This is a genomic window from Nostoc sp. (genome assembly GCF_036917815.1).
In the GTDB taxonomy this organism is placed as follows: domain Bacteria; phylum Cyanobacteriota; class Cyanobacteriia; order Cyanobacteriales; family Nostocaceae; genus Nostoc.
In genome coordinates, this window is the sequence record NZ_JBALEK010000072.1 from 1 (window position 1) to 24,277 (window position 24,277).

General features: G+C 41.3%; 22 protein-coding genes and 1 pseudogene. 10 read left to right on the top strand and 13 right to left on the bottom strand.

The annotated features are described in order from the left end of the window. Window positions 1–207, top strand: a 207-nt coding sequence (locus V7K97_RS22575) for a hypothetical protein (protein WP_334803224.1), incomplete at its 5' end; no start/stop codon positions are given. Window positions 208–290: 83 nt separating this feature from the next. Here V7K97_RS22575 and V7K97_RS22580 read toward each other — a convergent pair. Beyond that, the gene (locus V7K97_RS22580) at window positions 291–1,319 is read right to left on the bottom strand and encodes a PleD family two-component system response regulator (protein WP_334803225.1); all 1,029 of its coding nucleotides are present in this window, start codon (window positions 1,317–1,319) and stop codon (window positions 291–293) included. Next, window positions 1,307–1,507 (bottom strand): hypothetical protein, encoded by a 201-nt coding sequence (locus V7K97_RS22585; protein WP_334803226.1) that lies wholly within the window; start codon window positions 1,505–1,507, stop codon window positions 1,307–1,309. Before V7K97_RS22585 ends, V7K97_RS22580 begins: the two co-directional genes overlap by 13 nt. Window positions 1,508–2,036: 529 nt before the next feature. Between V7K97_RS22585 and V7K97_RS22590 the strand changes: the two genes are divergently transcribed. Then, window positions 2,037–2,297: a chlororespiratory reduction protein 7 gene (locus V7K97_RS22590; protein WP_334803227.1), complete on the top strand. Its 261-nt coding sequence runs from the start codon at window positions 2,037–2,039 to the stop codon at window positions 2,295–2,297. Window positions 2,298–2,408: 111 nt separating this feature from the next. Here V7K97_RS22590 and V7K97_RS22595 read toward each other — a convergent pair whose 3' ends face one another. After that, window positions 2,409–2,987, bottom strand: a complete 579-nt coding sequence (locus V7K97_RS22595; RefSeq protein ID WP_334803228.1) for a DUF2854 domain-containing protein — start codon at window positions 2,985–2,987, stop codon at window positions 2,409–2,411. Between the two features lie 398 nt (window positions 2,988–3,385). On the opposite strand from V7K97_RS22595, the gene V7K97_RS22600 reads away from it, so the two are divergent. Beyond that, a complete protein-coding gene (locus V7K97_RS22600) occupies window positions 3,386–3,559 on the top strand; it encodes a hypothetical protein (protein WP_334803229.1) in 174 nt (57 codons plus the stop codon). Between the two features lie 129 nt (window positions 3,560–3,688). Here V7K97_RS22600 and V7K97_RS22605 read toward each other — a convergent pair whose 3' ends face one another. The 3 genes from V7K97_RS22605 to V7K97_RS22615 form a co-directional block, all read right to left on the bottom strand. Beyond that, window positions 3,689–4,105, bottom strand: a complete 417-nt coding sequence (locus tag V7K97_RS22605; protein WP_334803230.1) for a response regulator — start codon at window positions 4,103–4,105, stop codon at window positions 3,689–3,691. A 464-nt stretch (window positions 4,106–4,569) separates the two neighbouring features. Further along, window positions 4,570–6,750 carry a polyphosphate kinase 1 gene (gene ppk1, locus V7K97_RS22610; protein WP_334803231.1) on the bottom strand — a complete coding sequence of 727 codons (2,181 nt, stop codon included), beginning with the start codon at window positions 6,748–6,750 and terminating at the stop codon, window positions 4,570–4,572. 263 nt (window positions 6,751–7,013) lie between these two features. Beyond that, on the bottom strand, window positions 7,014–7,361 hold the full coding sequence (locus tag V7K97_RS22615; RefSeq protein ID WP_334803232.1) for a carboxypeptidase-like regulatory domain-containing protein: 348 nt from the start codon (window positions 7,359–7,361) through the stop codon (window positions 7,014–7,016). A gap of 174 nt (window positions 7,362–7,535) precedes the next feature. Between V7K97_RS22615 and V7K97_RS22620 the strand changes: the two genes are divergently transcribed. The 6 genes and pseudogenes from V7K97_RS22620 (at window position 7,536) to V7K97_RS22645 (ending at window position 13,621) form a co-directional block, all read left to right on the top strand. Then, window positions 7,536–7,676 carry a hypothetical protein gene (locus V7K97_RS22620; RefSeq protein ID WP_334803233.1) on the top strand — a complete coding sequence of 47 codons (141 nt, stop codon included), beginning with the start codon at window positions 7,536–7,538 and terminating at the stop codon, window positions 7,674–7,676. Window positions 7,677–7,827: 151 nt separating this feature from the next. After that, the gene (locus V7K97_RS22625) at window positions 7,828–10,554 is read left to right on the top strand and encodes a GAF domain-containing protein (protein ID WP_334803234.1); all 2,727 of its coding nucleotides are present in this window, start codon (window positions 7,828–7,830) and stop codon (window positions 10,552–10,554) included. Next, window positions 10,539–10,988, top strand: a complete 450-nt coding sequence (locus tag V7K97_RS22630; protein WP_334803235.1) for a response regulator — start codon at window positions 10,539–10,541, stop codon at window positions 10,986–10,988. The genes V7K97_RS22625 and V7K97_RS22630 overlap by 16 nt, the downstream gene beginning before the upstream one ends. Before the next feature lie 5 nt (window positions 10,989–10,993). After that, window positions 10,994–12,916 carry a hybrid sensor histidine kinase/response regulator gene (locus tag V7K97_RS22635; RefSeq protein WP_334803260.1) on the top strand — a complete coding sequence of 641 codons (1,923 nt, stop codon included), beginning with the start codon at window positions 10,994–10,996 and terminating at the stop codon, window positions 12,914–12,916. A 197-nt stretch (window positions 12,917–13,113) separates the two neighbouring features. Beyond that, window positions 13,114–13,338, top strand: a pseudogene (locus tag V7K97_RS22640) (hypothetical protein); the annotation flags it as partial. Window positions 13,339–13,351: 13 nt separating this feature from the next. Next, window positions 13,352–13,621, top strand: a complete 270-nt coding sequence (locus tag V7K97_RS22645; RefSeq protein ID WP_334803236.1) for a DUF4351 domain-containing protein — start codon at window positions 13,352–13,354, stop codon at window positions 13,619–13,621. Between the two features lie 161 nt (window positions 13,622–13,782). Here V7K97_RS22645 and ychF read toward each other — a convergent pair whose 3' ends face one another. The 3 genes from ychF to yidD form a co-directional block, all read right to left on the bottom strand. Then, entirely contained in the window at window positions 13,783–14,874 is a 1,092-nt protein-coding gene (gene ychF, locus V7K97_RS22650) for a redox-regulated ATPase YchF (protein WP_334803237.1), read from the bottom strand. A 45-nt stretch (window positions 14,875–14,919) separates the two neighbouring features. Continuing rightward, window positions 14,920–15,135 carry a hypothetical protein gene (locus V7K97_RS22655; protein WP_334803238.1) on the bottom strand — a complete coding sequence of 72 codons (216 nt, stop codon included), beginning with the start codon at window positions 15,133–15,135 and terminating at the stop codon, window positions 14,920–14,922. 294 nt (window positions 15,136–15,429) lie between these two features. Beyond that, window positions 15,430–15,654, bottom strand: a complete 225-nt coding sequence (yidD, locus tag V7K97_RS22660) for a membrane protein insertion efficiency factor YidD (RefSeq protein ID WP_334803239.1) — start codon at window positions 15,652–15,654, stop codon at window positions 15,430–15,432. A 61-nt stretch (window positions 15,655–15,715) separates the two neighbouring features. On the opposite strand from yidD, the gene V7K97_RS22665 reads away from it, so the two are divergent. Beyond that, window positions 15,716–16,420 (top strand): diacylglycerol/polyprenol kinase family protein, encoded by a 705-nt coding sequence (locus tag V7K97_RS22665; protein ID WP_334803240.1) that lies wholly within the window; start codon window positions 15,716–15,718, stop codon window positions 16,418–16,420. A 151-nt stretch (window positions 16,421–16,571) separates the two neighbouring features. On the opposite strand, the gene V7K97_RS22670 is transcribed toward V7K97_RS22665, so the two are convergent. The 4 genes from V7K97_RS22670 to V7K97_RS22685 are packed head-to-tail and all read right to left on the bottom strand — an operon-like array spanning window position 16,572 to window position 23,970. Beyond that, window positions 16,572–19,388 carry a BPTD_3080 family restriction endonuclease gene (locus V7K97_RS22670; RefSeq protein ID WP_334803241.1) on the bottom strand — a complete coding sequence of 939 codons (2,817 nt, stop codon included), beginning with the start codon at window positions 19,386–19,388 and terminating at the stop codon, window positions 16,572–16,574. Window positions 19,389–19,425: 37 nt separating this feature from the next. After that, window positions 19,426–19,941: a hypothetical protein gene (locus V7K97_RS22675; RefSeq protein ID WP_334803242.1), complete on the bottom strand. Its 516-nt coding sequence runs from the start codon at window positions 19,939–19,941 to the stop codon at window positions 19,426–19,428. Between the two features lie 10 nt (window positions 19,942–19,951). Beyond that, the gene (locus tag V7K97_RS22680; protein WP_334803243.1) at window positions 19,952–21,316 is read right to left on the bottom strand and encodes an AAA family ATPase; all 1,365 of its coding nucleotides are present in this window, start codon (window positions 21,314–21,316) and stop codon (window positions 19,952–19,954) included. A 26-nt stretch (window positions 21,317–21,342) separates the two neighbouring features. Next, entirely contained in the window at window positions 21,343–23,970 is a 2,628-nt protein-coding gene (locus tag V7K97_RS22685; protein ID WP_334803244.1) for a site-specific DNA-methyltransferase, read from the bottom strand. Window positions 23,971–24,277 lie beyond the last annotated feature (307 nt).

Consider the following 24,277-nt stretch of genomic DNA (forward strand, 5'->3'; position numbering starts at 1 on the left):
ACAACTCTTGGAGAGGCTGCGCCAACGGCAACTCTTGGAGACGCTACGCGTAGCAAGATCCCCGAAGGGGTACGCTCAGTACAAGTGCCCAATACAACTCTTGGAGAGGCTGCGCCAACGGCAACTCTTGGAGACGCTACGCGTAGCAAGATCCCCGAAGGGGTACGCTCAGTACAAGTGCCCAATGCCCAATACTTCTCTTCTTAGGCTGCGCCAACGGCAACTCTTGGAGATGCTACGCGTAGCAAGATCCCCGAAGGGGTACGCTCAGTACAAGTGCCCAATGCCAATTAAGAACTAGAGACAAAGCGATCGCGCCCCCTATCCTTTGCTTGGTACAGCGCTTTATCTGCCAGCACAATTAAATCGGAAGGTGAGGATTCCCAAGTGGGGACAACAGTTGCCACGCCCATACTAAGGGTGACATGCTGACTCACCTCAGACCTGTCATGAACAATTTGCAAATCTTTGACTCCTGCTTGTATCGCTTCGGCAATGTGAACCGCACCAGATACAGGGGTGTCTGGCATAATCACAGCAAATTCTTCGCCACCATAACGCGCTACTAAATCCTGATGTTTTTGTACCTTAAGGCTTAAGACAGCACCCATCTTTTGTAAACAGATATCTCCAGCAGGATGGCCATATCTATCGTTATAAAATTTAAAAAAGTCGATATCACACAAAATCATCGACAAAGGAGATTCCTGTTGTGCGAGATAAATCCACTGAGTATTCAGATAATCGTCAAAGCGGCGACGATTAGCCAACTCAGTTAACCCATCTACATTGGCAAGGTGATGCAAAGCTTGGTTTGCCGCCTCTAATTGTTTGTATACTTGCGCTTGCTGTAGCAGTCGCCGCAACCGTTGACGCAATACAGGCCAGTGAATTGGCTTAGTAACGAAATCAGTCGCTCCCACCTCAAAAGCATGGTTTACGGATTGCTCATCGTCCAAGCAGGTGATCATCAATATGGGAGTGCGCTCCCATATCTTGGAGATGATAGTATTCTTCAGGGTCGAGTCGCTATCAAAAGTGGCAAGGGCTGATATTAAATTATTCCTGGCAATCTGGAGCAAATGCTTACAGCAGGTAAAGCCATCCATTACAGGCATTACAGCATCTAGCAAAACTATATCCGGTTTAATAGTCTGGTAAGCATCTAAACATTGCTTACCATCATTGACCTCGACCACTCGATAACCTTCTTGTTCCATAGCTTTACGCAACAATACTCGGATGGTCTTGTCATCATCAGCCACCAGAATCAGTGGCGGTTGCTTAGTTGAAAGAGGAAATGGGCTTATGCCTGACATGAATTGCGTTCCACTTGCGGGACTATCCTGAAAAAGGCTGTACAACTTGATCGCATGGGAGCGATCGCTCTTCTCATCAATGCCCGGATTTGTGGCAAAGATGAGTCTGGCTTCACAATCAACTGTTTTTTGACAACAGATTGATCAATGTTCTTGAGCCAAGCAAGCGGCAGATAACTAAGTTGCATAGACAATGTATAATTGGAACACGAAGGCGATCGTTACCTTTTCCTTCGGTTATGGTTATCGGAGGAAATGTTACTTTTATATTTCCCCAATCTCAAAGTCAAATTGCAATTTTTTTGAGAATTGCAAATGTACACCTTAATTATTGAGTTTTGTAGTTAGTTTAGAAACCTAGCGAGACAGGGCAAAGCAGTTGCCAAAGTCCGCTCAGAGGATAGCTAATCCAAAACACTAATATCACCTGACTTAAATTTATTTTGTCTATCCGGCAACCCTTGCCGAGGTTTAGTATAATTACATAAGATTGAGATTAAGCTGATTGCAAAGCTTTATTCTCCAGTCACTCCAGGTTAAGAAATTCAGTAAAAATTCTGATTCACTTCGGTTGAGTATATCTATTACAACTTGCCGTAAATCCAGCTACCATCTCAATTAACTAAACGAGTAGGGGCAATTCATGAATTGCCCCTACTCAATTAATAATTTATTACAGAAAAATCAAACCCTATTTACATTCACTAAGTCTTGAATATGCCCGACTCATTAATGTATCAGCAGGATAACTTTGTTGTTCTAGAAACAAATCAACCAGAACAATTTTTGACAATATCAGAGTTATTAGAAAAGCTCAAAGCAAATCTCCAACAACTTATAATTCAAGATTTGCCACCTGACTTGCAAAAGTTTGATACCGTAGAAGCTCAAGCACAATATTTACTCGACACCAGTTGCGAATTAGATATTGGTACTGGTAAATATTTACAGTGGTATGCAGTTCGTTTAGAAAAGTAACTTTTTGGTCAGTCGTCTACGAAGCACCTTACTTTTCACGTTATGTGGAAAAGCTAACGATGCGTTATCCAGAACCCTTGTAGATAGACGTAGCAGTGCTACGTCTATAGATTAATTTTTCACAGATGACTCATTGACTATTGACTCTTTTGGAATATTAATTAGCGCTAGCTCAATTGTATTTTCAGATGGCTGCGTTATTTGAATCTCCAATCCAGGTCCAAAATAGTTGGTCATTTTTTCCTGCTTTTTTTGCCACACATCAATTGGTATTAGCGGTGAATCAAATTCTAAAATTAGGGCATAGCCCCCATTAACTTCTGTTTCTCGCAACCCTGTGACTGTTGGCCGTTCCTCATCTGTGGGACTCAAACCCAGAAAAGAAAGTGTTGTATCTAAATGAGCATCTTGACCGTAGCAATATCGAGTGATGTCTTTGCGAATTTTATTTTGAGTATCAGTTGCTTGCTGCTGGCGCAGTATCAATGCTGATGGTGACGTAGTTTCAAATGGTACTGGCTTAAGTTCATTAGCTTTCAGCGCCAGCCCTCCCAACAATAGAGGAATACCGTAAAAAAATCCGACAAGATTGAGTGTGGCATTATTATCAGCATAGGCGACGAAGCCAATGATGGTTAATATGCCGCCGATAGTTAAACCGAGTGTTCCCAAAGAGATTTGGCGTAGCATGAGCTTAAATTAGTATAATATCTGAATATCTCAGTTTTGTGATCATCGGCTATGATTGACACTCTCAGGTCTAAAGACACTGAGATTTTTGAATCTAAGAGGATGTTTGAATGTCTTGACCATCAATGCCACAAGCGAAAACCATTAGCTTTTAGGTATATGTTGCAAGAGAACCCTTCTCTGCGAGACGCTCCGCGAACGACTTCTGTACGAGACGCTACGCGAACGCTCAGGGTAAAAGATTTGAGTCTTGGGAACCAGGACTTCTGCCCTTGGAGGGAATGTCAGACCAATAGAACTACAGAGTTCTCTTGGCTATTCCCGATGAATTGGGAAGTCCCGTCCGTCTGACGGCGGGGTAGTTCACATCTAAAGGTAGTTAAAGATGGGAAAAAATAATGGATATACAGACTATAAAAGAACGAATTCTCGCAGTTCAAAGTAAACGCGATTACCTATTAAGCTTACTGGAGCAACCAAACCTGGGAACTTTGAGAGTTGACGTAAATCAGGCTTTGGAAGAACTGGATGAATTAATTGATGAATTTAGACGCACCATTCCGGTAGAGTAGGAATTAGCAACAATTGCGTCGGTTTAACCCTCAACTTCCGGCTATACCGGCGCTCTTTAGTAATATCAACTCCTCAAATCCCCGGAATTGAACTAAGCCTGAGTTAGGGAAGCAAAATAGCTGTATTATTTATCCGGCAACTGAACCATCTCCTGCACGTTGACCTAACTGCCTAACTAAGGTAATTAGTTCGCTTGTCGGCACATCTTTCTTGCAAACGTCATCAAAGCTAGACATTGCCTTTGTACCGTGAAAATTTACATCTTCCACTGAGGAGTAAGCAAGAATCTGGGTGTTCGGAGATATAGCTTTAATGCGACTAGACGCACTCCAGCCATCCATGACTGGCATTTGTAAATCTAGAATAATGACGTCAGGATGGCAACGTCTAACCATTTCTATAGCTTCTTCACCATTACTCGCTAAACCTACTACTTGAATATTTTCCTGTCCAGAAAAAATCAATTGTAAGGTTAAACGAGTCAGTTCGTGGTCATCAACTACTAGAACACGCAAGGTAGAAAGCTCACAGGATAACATTAACATTGAGGGGAAAGACGAAATTATTCAGAATAGCCTCTCTAGTTTATGGGAGCAAGTGCCAGCACTGACTCTATCCTATGGTTGAATATCTTGTGTGAACTCGTGACAAACAACTTAGATAACTGCTCAAAAAATTCAAGTTTCCTAAAAAAACTAAGTTAACTCACATCTTGCACCTACCCCTAGCGATTAGAAATCGCGGCTATACAAACTCTCGTCCGCCTACGCGGACTAACGCAAATCAAGGCTTTTCAACCTGCGGAGGCAGGTAAAGTCTCGTGTAGCCGCGACTTCTAGTCCCCTGGTGCAAGATATAAGTTAACTCATCCCCCGGCTTGAAGCCGGGGGATTTCGAGTCATTGGTCATTAGTCATTAGCACCAATGACTAATGACTAATGACTAAAAACTCCATCCCGCAAGTGGCGTGGAGTTTTTTATGAATTGCCCCTACAGCTTTGATTGTTTTTTACTCAATCAGGTTTGAGGCTACACCACTTGAACGTAATGTCATATTCATGAGAATTTTTTGTGAATTAGCTTCTGGAGAATCATCATAAGGACGGCGTTGAATGTAACTACCATCGGCTTGTAATTCCCAAGCTTGGCGGTTATCTGCGAGCATAATTCCCAGGATTTCTTGCAAGTCTTTAGCAATATCTGGGTCTTTAACTGGGGTAATTACTTCCACTCGGCGATCTAAGTTGCGGCGCATCCAGTCGGCACTGCCGATATAGATTTCTTCCTGAGTATTGTTATGAAAATAAAAAATCCGAGAGTGTTCTAAAAAGCGACCGACAATGCTGATTATATGAATGTTTTCACTAATGTCTTTGAGTCCTGGGCGCAAACAGCAAACTCCCCTGATAATTAAGTCGATTTGCACTCCGGCGCGAGAAGCTTCGTATAATGTGGCGATAGTTTCTGGATCGACTAGGGAATTCATTTTGGCAACAATGCGTCCAGAAAATCCATTTTGAACATTTTCGATTTCGCGGCGAATTAGTGCCAAAAAGCGATCGCGCATATTCACTGGTGCAACCAGCAACTCTCGATAAGACTTTTGCAGGGAGTATCCTGTCAAGAAATTAAATAAATCTGTGATGTCAGCACCCAATTCTTCACGACAACTAAATAATCCCAAATCTGTATACAGTCGTGCAGTTTTAGGGTTATAATTACCAGTGCCAATATGCACGTAGCGACGTATCCGGTCTTTTTCGCGCCGTACCACCATCACGGTTTTACAATGGGTTTTCAGCCCCACTAAACCATAGACAACATGAACTCCAACTCTTTCTAGTCGTTTTGCCCAGTAAATATTATTCTCTTCATCAAATCGCGCCTTTAATTCTACCAGCACAGATACCTGCTTATCATTTTCGGCGGCGGCTATTAAGGCGTTGACGATGGGCGAGTCACCAGAAGTCCGGTAAAGGGTCATCTTGATGGCTAACACATTGGGGTCATAAGCAGCATGGGTAATAAAGCGGACAACTGTTTCTGAAAAGGATTGATAGGGATGGTGTACTAGTAAATCCTTTTCGCGAATCACAGCAAAAAAGTCTTTTCCTTCGTCCGTGTCTACGACATCTGGATTTAAATTCGGTTCCTTCAGCCTTTGTAGGCGTAATGGTACAACAGATTGGCGTAGTGGATCTTTGAGTTCTGGCAATGGCAATGCCATAAAATACATCAAATCTCGCAGTCCCAAAAGACCTTCTACTTCGTAGAGATCATTTTCTGTTAATTCCAAATCTTGCAATAATCGCGATCGCACTATTTCAGGAGTCTGGGATTGAATTTCTAGCCGCACTGGACTTCCACCTAGCCGCCGTTTTCTTAATTCCTGTTCGATCGCTAACAACAAATCATCTGCTTCATCTTCTTCTAAGATCAAATCGGCATCACGGGTAATGCGGAATGGATGATATTCTTGAATATTCATCCCTGGAAATAGGGATTCCAAATTATGAGCGATTACCTGTTCTAAAGGTACTCCAGTCCAGTGGGTAGGTTTTTCGCTGTTCTGATCTCTCAACTCAGGCGGTATGGGTAAAAACCGTGGCAGAACACTAGGAACTTTGACTCTGGCAAAGAATTCTTCTTCGGTGTCTGGGTTTTTGACCACAACAGCCAGATTCAGACTGAGATTAGAAATAAAAGGAAAGGGATGACTAGGATCAACAGCTAGGGGTGTCAAAACTGGAAAGACTTGTTCCTCAAAATAACTGTTGATATGAGTCCGTTGTTTTTGATTTAAATCTATGTAATCCAGAATATGGATGCCGTGATTTACTAGTAAGGGACGAAGTACTTGTTCAAAATGTTGGTGCTGTTTTTTAACCTGGGGAGTGAGGTTAGACCGAATATCGTCTAGCTGTTGTTGTGGTGTCCGACCATCGGGAGTTAACAGGCTGACTTTCGCCTCTACTTGTTGCTTTAAACCAGCAACGCGCACCATGAAAAACTCATCTAAATTAGAGTTGAAGATTCCCAAAAACTTGAGACGTTCTAGAAGGGGCGTGCGATCGTCACAGGCTTCATGTAACACCCTGCCATTAAATTCTAACCAGCTTAACTCTCGGTTAAGATAATATTGTGGATCGCTAAGATTGATGGGGGTAGAGCTTTTCTTAGATTTTGCCATAATGACCTAAGGGCAGGCAGATGTAGCCCATTGAACTGGGGGACAATAAATATAGTAAATTATATGGTGCATCCAATAGCCTCACCAAAATAAGAGCCTACAAAAATTTTGGTAAAACTGGCAAAATAACCCATACATAAGAGGATGTTTTAAAAGTGGTTAGCTGTGATTTTAGGCACTTCTAGATCCCCCCTAACCCCCCTTTTTAAGAGGAACCAGAATCAAAGTCCTCCAATTGCCGCTTTTATAAAAGTCCCAAAAACTTATTTTTCTTGAGTTGCTTTTTTATCCTGAGTTTCCTTAACGGCGGCGGCTATTGGCAATTGCAGATTTTGGTCGTAGATGAACTCTTCTTTAATTGCAACCTCTAATTTGGGTAAACTATTGCTGCTGGCGATGCCATCTTGAACAGGAACGCGCAATGTATAGTTACCAACAGGAACAGCATCTAGACGGTAAAGACCAAATTGGTCGGTAACAGATGATACTACTCGTTTGCCTTGAGCATCAATTAGTTCTACTTCCACATTTGGTATTGGCTGACCTGATACATCAGTAATTTTGCCTGCCATACCATATTCTAATGTTACAGGGAAATCTAACTTCGTCACAGCCGCGCCTGCTACTTCAGCAACTATAGAAGTTTTCCGAACTACAACTTCAATTGGTAACTCGTCTGGGTCTAGTGTAATTACATAGACACCTTCTCGTAAATTGCCGACAAAGAAATTACCTTGAGAATCAATTTGAGCCGCACCAACATCCCGACCTTGGTTGTTGTAAACATGAATAGTCGCTCCACTGAGGTCTGTACCCTTCCTGCCACCTTTAACAGTTTTCCTGAGAATACCGACACAGTAGAAGATGATTACATCGACCTAAAATGGTTTATTCTGACTGGTGAATTACTCTGCTTAACTCACTAAATCTAAATGATGCACAGTAAATAAGATCAGTCCTAAATTTGTCTAGACTAGGATTAGTGCGATGTCTACGACGGGCTACGCCTAAGCAATAAGTTTGCGGTACATATAAGGTAATATATGTAATTTGATTTAGATTTATTAAAAAAAGTTAATGAAAGCTGGACATATTGATACAGAAGCGATGAGGTTAGAAGCCCTCCACCAGTATCAAATTCTTGACACAGAACCCGAAGAAGCCTACGACAATCTGGCTCAGTTAGCGGCATTTATTTGTGACACCCCTATATCCTTGGTAAATTTCATTGATGAAAACCGTCAATGGTTTAAGGCAAAGGTAGGTTTAGATGTATCAGAAATGCCCCGGTGTGTTGGGTTATCTTATCTTTGTCAAGAGCAGCGTAGTGTTGTGGTGGTTCCTGATACCCTAGCTGATGAAAAGTTGGCAAATAATTTAGCAGTGACTGGCTATCCTTATATACGGTTTTATGCAGGTGTACCCTTAATTACCCAGAAGGGAGATGTGCTGGGAACTCTGTGCGTGATTGACCAAGTTCCACGGGAATTGAGCGAAAAACAAGTGGAGGCGCTTGTGGCTCTCAGTCGCCTGGTAATCGACCAATTAGAACTCAGACTGAATGTAACTAAGGTTTCTCAAATTACCGAGAAACTGATGGCGCAAGAGCAAGTAGCCCGCACTCAATCTCAAGCCGACAGAATTCGCATCGCTAATTTGCTCGAAAGCATCAGTGATGGTTTTTTTGCCTTGGATCAAAAGTGGCAATTTACTTATATTAATAGTCAAGCAGAACGACTGTTACAAAAAACCCAGAATGAGCTTTTGGATAAAAACATCTGGGAGGTGTTTCCAGAAATTATCGGCACAACATTCCATCGTGAGTATCACAGAGCAATCTTAGAACAGGTGAGTGTCGAATTTGAGGAGTTCTATCCGCTACTAAACTGCTGGCTTCAAGTCCACGCTTATCCAGCAAAAGATGGCTTGTCTGTTTATTTCCAAGACATTACTCAACGACGGAAAACATCAGTTGCATTACGAGAAAGTGAAGAACGTTGGCAATTAGCATTACATGGTAATAATGATGGTATTTGGGATTGGAACCTCAAGACTAATGAAGTGTTCTTCTCAACGCAATGGCAGGAAATGCTCGGCTATAAAGACCACGAAGTTTCCAACTGTTGGGATGAATGGACAAAACGAATCCATCCCGATGAGCGAGATTGCGTACTTCAAGCTTTCCAAGACCACTTTGCCAAGAAAACACCGTTTTACGTCTGTGAATATCGAGTCCAGTGCCAAGACGGCAGCTATAAATGGATTCTAGATCGAGGACAGGCACTTTGGGACGCATTGGGTGATATAGTGCGGATGGTGGGTTCTTATACAGATATCACAGATCGCAAGCTGGCGGATGAAGAATTAAAAAGGCAAAATCTGCGATCGCAATTATTTGCAGAAATCACTCTGAAAATTCGAGAATCTTTACAAATAGACGAAATTCTTAAAACCACGGTGACAGAGGTACAAAAACTACTACAAGCTGACCGGGTGTTGATTTTTCGGCTTGAGACTGACGGTTCAGGAACAGTGGTACAAGAGGCGGTGCTACCTGGTTGGCCAGTAATTCTAGGAGAAAATATTTTTGACCCCTGTTTTAAAGAAGAATATATAGAAAGATATCGCCAGGGAAGAGTAAATGCCCTTGAAGACATTGAAGCTGCTCATATCCAACCATGCCATCGAAAATTTCTTCAGCAGTTTGCTGTTAGGGCTAACCTCGTAGTGCCAATTCTTGTCAGGGATAGCATTTGGGGTTTGTTGCTGGCTCATCAGTGTGCCGCACCTCGACAGTGGAATCAGTTTGAGACGGATTTGTTACAGCAATTAGGCAACCAAATTGGTATTGCACTATCTCAAGCTCAACTATTAGAAAAAGAAACCCAACAAAGTCAGCAACTTGCACGTTCCAATGCAGAATTAGAACAGTTTGCCTACGTAGCTTCCCATGACTTGCAAGAGCCGTTGCGGATGGTAACTAGTTATTTACAACTGTTAGAGCGGAGATACAAAAATAAACTCGATGCCAATGCCGATCAGTTTATCACCTATGCAGTAGATGGGGCACGGTGGATGCAGATCCTCATCAACGATTTGTTGAACTACTCCCGCCTCAGCAGTCGTGGACAGCCTTTTGTGCCAGTTGATTGTAGTGCTGTATTAGAACAGGTGCTGATTAATCTTCAAATTGCGATCGCAGACCATAGAGCAGTTGTCACTTATGATACTCTACCGGAAGTGATGGCTGATGCTACCCAATTGACACAAGTATTTCAAAATTTGATCGCCAACGCGATCAAATTTTGCCGTCATCAACAGCCACGAATTCACATTGGAGTGGGGAGTAGGGAGTGGGGAGCAGGGGGAGTAGGGGGAGTAGGGGGAGATGAGGGAGCAGGGGGAGTAGAGGGAGTAGGGGGAGATGAGGGAGCAGGGGGAGTAGAGGGAGTAGGGGGAGCAGGGGGAGCAGGGGGAGAAAATACTACCTCATCTCCCTCATCTCCCTCATCCCCCCCAGTCCCCACTCCCCACTCCCCACTCCCCAATCAAAACGAATATTTGTTCTGGGTACGTGATAATGGAATTGGTTTGGAATCCCAATATGCTGAACGCATTTTTATAATTTTTCAGCGCTTGCACGGTAGAGACAAGTATCCAGGTACTGGAATTGGTCTGGCAATTTGTAAGAAAATTATAGAACGCCACGGTGGCCGGATCTGGGTTGAGTCGAAACCAGGTCAAGGCTCGACTTTCTACTTCACAATTCCAGAGAGAACAGGTAAGCAATGGCTAGCACCATAACAGCGATTATGCCTATTGAGGTTTTGTTGGTAGAGGATAATCCTGGTGATGCCCAACTCACACGCATCGCCCTGGAAGATAGCAAAATCTCGATTCACTTGAACGTAGTCGAAGATGGTGTGGAAGCAATGGCATTCTTGCGAAAACAGGGAAAGTATGCTAAGGTATCTCATCCAGATATTGTACTACTGGATTTTAACCTCCCTAGAAAAGATGGACCAGAGGTATTAGCAGAAATTAAAGGAGATGAAAACCTCAAACGAATTCCTGTAGTAGTTTTGACAACTTCTCAAGCTGAAGAGGACATCCTCAAAGCCTATAACCTTTATGCCAACTGTTATATAACTAAGCCAGTAGATTTCGATCAATTCGTTAGAATCGTCCAATCAATAGAAAATTTTTGGTTTGCGATCGTAAAACTGCCGCCGGAGTAGTGGAAATGGCAGGTGAAAATATTAAAGTTTTGTTGGTAGAAGACAACCCTGGTGATGTCTTATTGTTACAAGAGTTATTCAAGGAAGTTACCACAGTTGTAGTTGAGTTAATGCCCGTTGAGCGCCTTGATAAAGCACTAAACTACCTAAAAAACGAAATTTTTGATGTGATTTTGTTAGACCTTTCGCTGCCAGATAGCCAGGGATTGCAAACCTTTGTCATCACTCACAATCAGGCAAAAGCAACCCCAATCATTGTGCTGACGGGTATAAATGATGAAACCCTGGCAACTAGGGCGATGCAAGAAGGAGCGCAAGATTATTTAGTAAAAGGGCAAGTAACTGGAGACTTGCTGGTGCGCTCTATGCGTTATGCTATTGAACGTCAACGAGCATTGCGCGATCGCAAGCTAGCTGAAGAAAAAATCCGCGAACAAGCAGCATTACTAGATGTTACTACAGATGCCATTTGCGTTCGAGATTTAAACAATCAAATTCTCTTTTGGAACAAAGGCGCAGAAACACTTTACGGTTGGCAAGCTACAGAGGCTTGGGGCAAAAATGCTAGTGAGCTTTTGTTTGACGAACCTTCACCAGAAATCGAAGCGGCTCTATTGCAAGTCATTAGTAAAGGTAAGTGGCAGGGCGAGTTAACTAAACTTACTAAAACTGACAAAGAAATCCTCGTTGCGAGTCGCTGGAGTCTAGTGTGCGATGAACAAGGGAAACCCAAATCAATTCTTACCGTTGATACAGATATTACGGAGAAAAAACATCTAGAAGCCCAATTGTTTCGCGCTCAACGCCTGGAAAGTATTGGCACCTTAGCTAGCGGCATTGCTCACGATCTCAACAATATCCTGACACCGATTTTGGCAGGAGCGCAACTGCTACCACTCAAATTTCCTGATGCCGATGAGCGAACTCGCCATCTACTAGAAATTTTGGAAATTAACGCTAGACGCGGTGCTGATTTAGTCAAACAAGTGCTGTCCTTTGCGCGGGGTGTAGAAGGTAAGCACATCACTTTGCAACTCAGACATATCATTGTCGAAATTGCCAAGATTCTGAAAGAGACATTTCCCAAATCCATCGAAATCAGCATTGATATACTACAGGATTTGTGGATGGTTTCTGGAGATAGTACCCAACTGCATCAAGTATTGATGAACCTCTGCGTTAACGCCCGCGATGCTATGGCCAATGGCGGTACTTTGAGTATCTCTGCTGAGAATGTGTTGATTGACAAAAATTATGCCCGCATGAACCTGGAAGCCAAAGAGGGACCTTACACAGTGATTAATGTCTCCGATACCGGAGTTGGCATTCCTGGGGAAATATTAGATCGAATTTTTGAGCCATTCTTTACCACTAAAGATGTCGGACAAGGCACTGGTTTGGGACTTTCCACTGTGCTGGGAATCATTAAAAGTCACGGAGGTTTTGTGAACGTGTATAGCGAAGTGGGAAATGGCACTAGCTTTCAGGTTTACTTACCAGCCGTGCAGGGAATGGAACCACTCAGCCCAGAAGATTTGCCACCACAGACAGGACATGGAGAATTGATTTTGGTTGTGGATGATGAAGTTGCAATTCTTGAGATTACAAGAACATCACTGGAAGCTCACAACTACAAAATCTTAGTTGCCAGTGATGGCATTGAGGCGATCGCAGTATACGCTCAAAATAGGGACAAAATTAGTGCCGTCCTCATGGATATTATGCTGCCCTTGCTGGATGGTTTAACTGCCATCCGTACCCTAAAAAAAATCAACCCCCAAGTCAGAATTATCGCCAGCAGTGGAGTTATGTCTGACAATAAACTTAGTGTAGTAGCAGCCACAGGTGTAAGTACGTTTTTGTCGAAGCCCTATACTGTCAACGAATTATTGCTTTCCTTACAGAAAGTACTATCGTCAGTCAAATGATTACATAAATATACTGCTGAATTTGAGTACAAAAAGCTGCTTGATTGACGTGGGTGCAAATTGCCTAGATTTGATATGATTGAGCATCCGCTAAAGTACTTTTCTTATCGATATTCAGAACTAGGTATTGGGGACTGGGAAGAGTTTTCCTAACCCCATGTCCAATGCTCCATGCCCCATGCCCAATCCCTTATACTATGCCTCGGTTTCTCAGGTTAATCATAAATGTAATAGTCTTGGGTGCATTATTACTCATATCCCAGCAAGTTTGGGCGCAAGATTGGCGTCCGGTTCGGGGTGGTATCCCTTTCGGTATCAGTGGTATGGCTCTCATAGAGCAGAAAAAAACTACCCTCGATTTTCTGATTGTCCATGACAACAAAAAACCAAACCAAGGTCGTTTAGCAATCATCAGCATTAAAATTTAAGAAAGACTTGATTCGTCGAATATTTCGGGAGGGTATGATGCGCGAGTCGGTAATTTACCAGGAAATTTTAGAGGAAGGTGAAGAGATAGGGATTATAAAAGGAGAACGATCGCTTGTCCTCCTTCTTTTAGAGCAACGTGTAGGAAAATTATCGCAAATTGAGCGCGATCGCATTTCTACCTTAAGCTTGGAACGACTGGAAGCATTAGCCCTGGCACTGCTAGACTTTTCATCAATGGCAAACCTCACAACTTGGCTAGAGCAAGAGGAGGCATGATAATTTTGAGAATTGCCGGTTTATTTGCGATCGCCTAGCAATTAACACACATCAAGAATTTTGTCAAATTATTTCTGGCGATGCCTAGGTTGAGCAAAGCCTACGCAACTTGGTGTAGGTTGACCATTATCTTGTCGATAACAGCAACCCATTAATTACACCTACACATTAAATCGGAATAACATTACATCCCCTTCCTGCACAACATACTCTTTCCCTTCACTGCGAACCAACCCTTTTTCTTTCGCAGCATTCATCGAGCCAGTTGTTACCAAATCTTTATAAGCGACAGTTTCAGCGCGAATAAATCCCCGCTCAAAATCACTGTGAATGACACCAGCAGCTTGAGGTGCAGACATTCCGGCATTAATAGTCCAAGCGCGGGTTTCTTTAGGGCCACAGGTGAAATATGTCCGCAAGCCTAAAAGGAAGTAAGTTGCCCGAATCAATGATTTCAAACCGCCTTCTTCCACACCTAAAGATTCGAGAAAATCAGCTTTATCTGACTCTGGTAATTCCACTAATTCCGCTTCAACTTGGGCAGAAACTATCACAACTTGGGCATTTTCTGTTGCGGCAATTTGCCGCACTTTTTCGACAAAATCATTACCAGTTGCCAACTCATCCTCAGATACATTGGCCGCGTAGATAATCGGTTTATAAGTGAGCAGTTCCAGTCCCTTAATAATCTCCGCTTCTTCTTCATTCAAGCTTACCTGACGCACCGATTTTCCTTCATTTAAAGCCGCAGCTAATTTTTCCAGAACTGAGACTTCAAACTGTGCATCTTTGCTGGTACGAGCTTGTTTGCGAGTGCGGTCAATTCGCCGCTCAATTTGTGATAAATCTGATAAACCCAGTTCTATATTAATGATTTCAATATCTCGCGCTGGGTCAACAGAACCAGCAACGTGGATAATATCATCATTCTCAAAACAACGTACCACATGGATGATCGCATCAACTTCCCGGATGTGGGACAGGAATTGATTCCCCAGTCCCTCACCTTGACTTGCACCTTTGACCAAACCGGCAATATCTACAAATTCAACCCGCGCCGGGATAGTTTGTACCGAACTGGCAATATTAGCAAGAACATTTAACCGTTCATCCGGTACTGCGACAACGCCGACATTCGGTTCAATCGTGCAAAAAGGGAAGTTAGCTGCTTCTGCTTTGGCATTAGCAACTACAGCATTAAATAAAGTAGATTTTCCGACGTTGGGAAGTCCGACAATTCCGGCTCTTAGCATTTTGGATTTTAGATTTGAGATTTTGGATTACATTACCAAGTTAATCTAAACAGGTTCCGGTATGGTTTGGGGAATTGGTGCCGGAACTGTTTGAGGAATAGGTGCAGGTACTGTTTCTGGTACAGGCTGAGGAATCGCTGGCCCCGGTATAGGTTCAAGACCCGGTAGAGGATTCCGTTCAGGATTGGGACTGGGTAGCGGATTCGGACCAGGAGTAGGAATTTGTGGTTCTGGTATAGAAATCGCAGTGGGATTAATCATGGTAAGTCTAAATTAAATTATTCAACCTTCTCACGCTAGATGACAACCTCAGCTGTTGACATCTTCCCAAATAGCTATAACCACCTACACTCCCCTTCTAAAAGTGCTATGAACCTTCACCGGCACACTTGCAGCATAGAGATATAAACCCGAATTTCTCACAATGCCCAATACCCAATACTTCTCTTCTTAGGCTGCGCCAACGGCAACTCTTGGAGACGCTACGCGTAGCAAGATCCCCGAAGGGGTACGCTCAGTACAAGTGCCCAATGCCCAATGCCCCAATTCTATAAACTACTCCTCCTTAACCTCTGGCACTGGATCGTAACCACCTGGATGAAACGGATGACAGCGCAAAACCCGCCGAGTTGCCATCCAGCTACCACGCAACACTCCAAATCGTTCAATGGCTTGAATAGCATACATCGAACAAGTTGGTTGAAAGCGACAAGTTGGGAGAAACAACGGCGAGATAAACATTCGGTAGCCCCGAATCAGCCAAATAAATAATAATTTCATTGCAGCTACCCAAATCTTATAAATTAGTAACAGGGATAAAACTTTTCATTTTGTCGCATCTTTGTTAATTACATTTTCTGACTTCACCTCAATTCCGGTTTTCTGGCTGCAAATTGCGTTGGCTGCAATTTGGGTGTTACTCATCCTCCTGATTGCATGGGTGGTAAACCGCTTCGCCGACAAGCCAGAAATCGTGCGGAAGATAGTTCATATTGGCACTGGTAATGTGATTTTAATCGCTTGGTGGCTCGATATTCCTGCCAGTGTAGGGATTACAGCTTCTATTTTAGCGAGTGCAATCACCTTATTATCCTACCGACTGCCCATTCTTCCTGGTATTAATAGCGTTGGACGGCAAAGCTTAGGGACATTTTTTTACTCTGTCAGTTTCGGTATTTTAGTTGCCTGGTTCTGGTACTTGCAACAACCCCAGTATGCCGCACTCGGAATTTTGGTAATGACTTGGGGAGATGGATTAGCAGCCTTAATTGGGCAACGCTTTGGTACACACAAGTATAAAGTTTTTGAGACGCAAAAAAGTTGGGAAGGCTCCCTAACTATGATGCTCGTTAGTTATCTTGTCTGTAGTTTAATTTTAGTTGCAACTCAAGGAAACAGTTGGCAAACTTGGACCATATCGCTGATAGTGGCAGTTATAGCTACTGCTTTAGAGGCTGTTTCATTTTTGGGTATTGACAATTTAACAGTTCCTTTGGGTAGTGCAGCCCTTGCTTTCTATTTAAGTCAGTTAGTTTTTAGTTACTAATTGCCTTGAGTACTATTCCTAATTGAGCAAATAAGAGATTGGTCAAAAATTCATCGTCAGTCAATAATTTGACTTTGGACAAAAAGTTCTTGACAGGGTAATAGCCTTGAAAATACGTTAATTTTTGAATGTTTACGGTAAAATTTTAGCCTCATTTTGACAGAGAAACCGCCCTATCTAAAATCATCTTAACGTCATCTGGATTTCTGGATATATCCCGTTGCCAAAAACCAAAGCCACTATGCTGATTAACTGCTTGAATCCATTGATCTAAAAATACACTTTTAGCTGCATCTTTTTGACTATAACGACCTTTAGTTTCTAAAATCAAGAAACTCCCAGTTTTTATCCGAATAATAAAGTCTGGTCGATACTTGTGAACAACTCCTTCAAATATGTAGAAAATTTCAAATCCAAGATGGTCATTCTTAACCCAAGCCTCAACATTAGGATTTCTATCTAGTTCAAATGCTTCACTAGCTTCCCATGTACTATCAAAAGTACAGCAGGTGATATGTGATTTCCGTGTGTATTCACATGGCTTACCCGTATACCATGAGCGCATATCACCAGTAGAGCGAATTGGATGATTTTGGTCAAAAACAGGTTCAATTGCTTCTGTATTTTCTAAATAAATAGCATTCCAAATGTGCTGAACTAATTTGCTCAAGTTCAGAGTAATAATAATCCGCCGTCGAATTTCATCTAAATTGAATAAAGGTGGACTAATTCGGATTAAACCTGAGTCAATAAAGTCTTCTACTAATCTAATCAGCTTGGCTAATAAATATTCTCGATTACCTTTCCATCCAGGTTTCATCTGATCAAAGATATCTCTGGCAGTCTCAAAGGCAATTTTCTGCATCCGAAATTTGCGCCCTAAATCTTCCAGATCAATCCCCTTAATTTTTGTAACATCTGGTTTACCATCAACAATTGGCGCTAATTCAGCCAGTGTACTATTGTCAAAGGCATCTAACTCTAAAGGCTGAACTTGACTTAAATTAAGCTTAAGTTCCGGCTGATAAATGTAATCAACTCGGATGATATTGGGAAAGCTAATTTCAAACTCCTGCTTTTCCGGATCGGGTTTTATTTCAGTTTTAGGTTGAGAGGGTGGAGGTGTTGTTTCTTCATTAGATTCATGGGGAATAAAGGTGAAGGGAACGCCAAAAATGTTGACATACTCTGGTTCTAGTAAATTTGTTTCTGGGTTAATATCGTAAGCCGTTCTTCTCAAGCCTCGACCCACAACTTGTTCACATAGAAGTTGGCTGGTGAAGGCTCTAATACCCATAATGTGAGTTACTGTTTTAGCATCCCATCCTTCAGACAGCATCCCAACTGAGATCACATTTTGAATTTGTTCACCTGGTTTACCAACTTGACCAACGGTGTCAACCTTTTGTCTTAAAAGTTCTGCTTGCTGCTGTTTAGTTAACTTGGGAGTATTTTCTTCATCAGATGTATCGTCCTCATTAGTATCTGAGGTTTTGTATTGTATCTCAGAACTTTCTTCCTGAGACTCTGCCATTTTCAGAACATTAGAGTCTATATGGAGAGTGCGTTCTGGAATGCAAAGTTCTTCTATTTGAATTTTATTATGATTGAAGGCATAATTAATCCGGGCTGCGGTTTCAGTGCGGTTAGCAACAGAAATCATTACTGGAGGAACTTTATGGCCAGCTTGTTCCCAAGCTTTGGCTGTTTCTAACCAGTCTTTACCTAACAAATAATAAGCATTATTTAGTAAATCAGGTAAAGATTCATCTGGTTTTGCTTTGCGATTGAAATCATCTTTAACTTCAACATCATTATATAAGTGATAATAACGAGATTTAAAATCTTTGAGGTTAAGCCTGCCATCATCACGAATAACAACACGGGGAGTTTTAACTAAGCCTGACTCAATGGCATCATTTAACCCAAAATCACTAACAATCCAGCCGAATAAAGCTTCTTCAGAACTTTTCTTACCAGAAGGTACAAAGGGTGTGGCGGAAAAATCAAAACAAGTGAGTATTCCTCTAGCCCTGTGGATACGATCAAGTCCACCAATCCATTTTGTCGCTTCCTCAATATCTTCTTTACTAATACCCTTTATTTTAGATTCAGCAGGAATACGCCAAGCATGATGTGCTTCATCGTTGATGATTAGAAGGTTCCTAAAATTAGCAAGTTCACCTAAAATATCCCTGACATAAGCTTCGTCACTTTTTGCTCCACGTTTATCTACTCCCTTCTTTTTCTCAATCTGTTCTTGAGTTTCCCAATTGAGAATGTGCCAATTACGTACTAGGACTTTACCCTGACGCAGCTTATCAAACAAGCCAAGAGGAATGATGTTAAAAATCTCATAATAATTGTTTTCGGCGGAAGGAATTAGAACTTGTAGGCGATTCTTAACCGTTAATCCGGGTGCGACAATAAAGATGGCTTTGGCAAAACGGGGATCTTGGGTATAGGTGACTTTGTTGAGGATTTGCCATGCAATTAGCATTGCCATGACGATTGTTTTTCCTGAACCTGTCGCCATTTTGCAGCAGAGACGTTTGAATGCTCCACCATCAGAGGGAATATCAATACCAATCTTTTCAGATGGTGGAGATTCAACCATCCAGATTAAGGTTTCTATTGCTTCTAACTGACAAAAGAACAAAGGGAAATCACGTTCTTCTGGATTGTGCCAGTGTTCTAATAGACGCTTGGTAACACCTGTAACGCCGGGATGCCCATTCTCACACCAAGCTTTGACACGCAGACGTATTTGGTTAACTAGAGGGATTTCAACAAACTTACCAGGAGCATCAAAGGATTTTGAGTTTTCAGAAGCGATTGTATAACCTGCGGGTCTTCTGCCTTCTACAAGTTTAAACAGACGAGTTTGGTAATTGTATTGCCAGTATTTTTTTGGCTCCTCATAAGGGGAATTTATAATAAGCTGGTGAATTGTAGATGTAGATATCATAGCTTTTTCAATATTCCCTAACAAGGATTTGCAATTTTTAATTCGTATTTATACAATAATTAGCGTGTGCAGTTTGGGAATTCATTAATTTAATTTTTTTTAGTTTATTTCTTTTAATTTCTTTATGCAGGTCTGAAGCATTATTCAAAATGTCTACGCCATCATTAGTAATTAAATCAGCAGTAGCTAAAGCAGCAGTTGCTACAAGGCAACGATCAACACTTTTAGTTTTATCATTAATAATCTTTTCTATCCCATTTCTTAATTGCTCTGATGGTTCAATGTCTATTATATTTTTTTCCTTGATTAAAATCCAGAACTGGAGAGTGTATTTTTCAAACCTTTGCTCGTCCATATTCTTGATTGTTTCCACAAGCTTCCTTTTATACTCAAGGTCAATTTTACCTGCTTTGTCAATTTGAAGTTGATGTGTGGATGCAAGTCGGGCAAGTAGGATGTCAATATGCCTACCTTCATTGATTTGGGGATTAAGAATATGGATAAATACACTAGTATCAATCACAATTGGTATTAATTGTTTATTATCTGTCATTTTTGATCCATTACATAATATCAATACTGAGAACTTCCAAAATATCTGCTCCAAAAAACTCCATAGGAAGTCCTTTTTCAAAACTGCCGTCCGAGTTAATATCTAGATTTTTTACTTGGACAGAGTTATCCTTGATATAAAAATATGCAACTGTCACATCTTTTGAATTCAATTGTCCTGTTGCAATCAGCTTACGCAACCTGATAATGATATTCTCACTATGAGTTTCAATTATGGACGGAACACCTCTTTCTGTCCATAATTCAGCAAAGAAAGAACCCATTTCAAGTTGTGCTGTGGGGTGAATTTGAGCTTCTGGTTGCTCAACAATTAGTAACTTTCCTGGACTGAGTAAAGCTCCTTGTACAAAAATTGGTATACATTGGCTAACACCAAAGCCAAAATCAGCTAGATAAGATTCGGCTCCAGTTAACCTGTTTTTTGCTCGAAATTCAGGAATAAATCCCTTCACTTGAGATTTAAATTTTACATCTTCAATATCAATAACAGATTCAATATGTCGTAAAACAAAATCTGCTCTTTCTCCACCGTCAGTAAGCAAACGCTGTAAATGAGGCATAGCGTATTCACCCCTATGTCCAACATCATCCAGAGGGGGACTACCTAGTATGACACTTCTCTCTGATTCTTCACGAACAGGTGAGAGATGCCGGATAGATATAATTTCATCTTTTACGGTATCTAGATAGAGATTATCAAAAGCGGATTTAAGTATATCTATAGGATTGTTTGGAAGAGGAAATTTAAGAAATCTAGTTCTCCTAAGATTAGTTTCTTCTTTATGGATAACTTGTTCACCTTGAATTTTACAAGTGACTATGTGCTTATATTTGTTACCTGGAATTTCACGATATGGGATATTTCCCGAAACGCGATATTCAGCCATTAGCTCATCTGCTTTTATTGGTGAGTTAATTTTCACGCTGGTTGTTTTACCTAGTGCATCTTCGGTAGTAACACTTGAAAAAGGTAAACTAACTGACAATTCAACACTATCACTTTCTAATTTTTGTATAGAGGTACTTTTTTGGAGTGCTTCTCTAATTTGTTGAATTATAGGTTCAGGCAAAGAATTAGTTTTGAAATTTAAAGTAAATTGAAAACCATTGCTATTAGATTTAGTATTTTTTAAATCTTTAAAAGTGCCAAGACTGACGTGCCGCCCCTCAGTAGTAAAAAAATCACCTTCATTAGATTCACTGGATTCTAGAGTTTGCTGGAGCATAAGCAAAAACTTAATTAGGGTGGATTTTCCAGCACTGTTGCGACCAATCAAAATTGTGATCGGTTTGATCCGAATATCTATATTTTCTCGAAATGCTCGAAAATTTTTTAGTTTTATATTGGTGAGCATAGGTATATTTTAATTAGTTAAATCTTCTAAGTTAGCCGGATAATTTTCAGAGATTCGATTCCCCGATCATCAACTATTTTTACAGCAACGCGCTGATAATTACCCATTTCAAAAGGTAATGAAATAGTTCCTTGATAGGACTCAATTAAATCTTCATCAATCTCGGCTTTAAGATTTCTAGCAAGACGTGACCAGGCATCTTTCTCTCCTGCCATTGGAAAGAAAACTTGGCAAGGAAAAATACTTCTGCCATCGTAATCAGTATCCAGCATCCACAGGGCAATTTTTTCAACAGTTCCAGATTCAATATTTCCGTTTCTGGTGTTGTAGTAATCGAAGCCATGCACTTCTATTTCCCATTTCCCTGTATTTTCTCCTCTATGAATACGACGAAGTGCGACATCGGGTTGACCTATGAGCCAAAAACTCTCGTTGCTGGCGCGTTTTTTCTTCAGGTCGTCTGTAAGTAGATCAGCATTCATTTGTACTTTTAGCAGCGTAACACCAGGCCAGTTAGTTTCATCAATATCTTTTGCCGCTTCAGGATCAAATTGAAAAGCAGAAAAAATCACTAGCTTAGGTTTAGGAATTAGCGTTTGTGCTTCTTCAATTGCCATATCTACCTGGCGTTGAGCGAGAGGAGCGTGTTCTAACCCAAAGGAAATAACGGCTCGCATTGGCTTGTCTTGATTGCTGTCACTTAAGAGAGAAGCGTTGTCTTCTTCATTACTGGGTTTAGTTTCGCCATCAGCATGAAGCCAACGAGTTCCTGGTAAAGGTTCAACTCTGGAAAATAGAATGTATTGACCGCCTTTACCTCGAATTCCTGTTTTTAAAAGCTCCTCTCGCCATTCTGCCTGCCGCAGCGCTTCACCAGAACGAGCAATTGATTGATCAGTAACTGGAGTATTGGCAAACCCTTCAATATTATCAAGAGGTTTAACAGTTGGAGCAGGAACAGCTTCAACCGTAAATGGCCCTGTAACTCTTACTTTTGATTTATCGACAGTAGGTTGGTCGTAAAGAGTTTCTTTAGCAGCGTATTTTTGAATAACTTCCTCAATCTCTTTTCTTGCCATTCCTTCCTTAATTTCTGGGTTGTTGGCAATGGATTTCAGCGTAATGCGTGACACTGTTTTATATTTGAAATCGCCACCTAAGCCTTCTTTTATATTCGCCAATTCATAATAATCAAAAACTGCCGTCATCAACCTCTGCTTTGCAAGTGTAATAGCTACACGAGAAGTATCGCAAGTGATCCAACGTCTTCCCCAGCGTTCTGCAACATAGGCTGTAGTACCACTTCCACAGGTTATATCTAGTACCAAGTCTCCTGGATCAGTTGTCATCAAAAGACAACGCTCTATTGCTCTATGATCTGTCTGTAGAACATAGGTTCTCTGTTCCCCAAATCCACCTGGTCTTAAATCTAACCAAGTACTGTTTAAAGTCTTGTATGGAAACTCATCGTGATAGACTTTCCATCTTAGTGATTTACCAATAGGATGTAACCTTGCGGCGGATGCTAAACGTTTTAGACCTGTGATAGTAGTTTGCCAGCCATATCTTGCAGGTGGCTCATACTCAACATTGTTAAAGGTGTATTTGAATGAATTATCATTGCCACGTCTTTGGGAAAATGTTGGCCATAATCTACAAATACGACCTTCTGGTAATGGTTTCTTGTTTGTTTTTTGGGCTATAGAAAGATCAATAAGTTCTCCATGTTTTGTTTCAACGCAAATATATCGCTCGTTTGGATTTTCTATAGGGTCGCATTCTGTAAACAATTCCTTATACTTTATCTGGTTTATATCCTTCGCAAACCATAGCAAGAAATCATTTACACCTGGCAATAATTTAGATGACTGGCTGCTTGCTTTCATAAGAACAATTTCCATACAAAAGTTATCACTGCCAAATACTTCATCCATTAAGCACCTTACTCGATGAACATTTTCATCACCTATTTGCACAAAAATAGAACCACTTTCATGAAGTAAATCTTTTGCCAGCCATAAACGATCGCGCAAATAAGATAAATAAGAATGAATTCCTAACTCCCAAGTGTCTCTAAATGCTTTGATTGTTTCTGGTTCTTGGGTCAGGTCTTCATCTTTGCCATCCTTTACATCTCGCTTATTGACAAATGGCTGAAAATTTGAACCATATTTAATTCCATAAGGCGGATCGATATAAATCATCTGCACCTGCCCCCCCATACCTTCCTTTTCTAGTAATGAGTTCATTACTAAAAGGGAATCTCCAGCAACTAATCGGTTTGTCCAATTATGCTTGTGCTTGTAAAACTCAATAGCCTGTCGAATGGGGGGATTTTCTTCTGGGGTTTGAAATAAGGACAGTTGTTTAACCTTTTCATCCTTGCGCTTACGCACTCCCTCAATAATTGTGCGCGGATCTATGCGTTCATGGACGTGCAGTGAGACTGTAGGCACTTCAAAACTTGTATGCTCTGCTTTCCCAGCCCAAACTAACTGAGGATCAAGGTGAGGATCGTAGGCATATTTCTTAGTACCCTCTTCTGGGTCAGTATCTGGGTTAACTAGCCCAATTGGGGGGTTATTGGCTCGTTGCTGGTTTTCATGCTTGTACTGCTCAATTTCTCTCTGCTCTGATTTCCTCTGCCTTGCCATATCAGTTTCCCTTGCCTCAGAGCTTTTAATTTACAATCTATTTGACCTTTTAAACCAGTTCGTTAAAATTTTCATGACTTAGCTTTTCAACTGGCTTACTACTCGTTGGTAAATTTTCTCCAACCAAATGGGTATTACAGGTTCACCTGTATCTAAAGATATTAAGCCTACCTCAACCTAAAGGAGGTGCATCTTAGCTCGACTTTATCCAAAATTAAGAACTCGGTTTTCTTTATCTGGCAAAACCCTGGATTTTTAGCAAATACTTTTTCCACCTCACAGATTATTGGCGAAGCTAAACCACCCA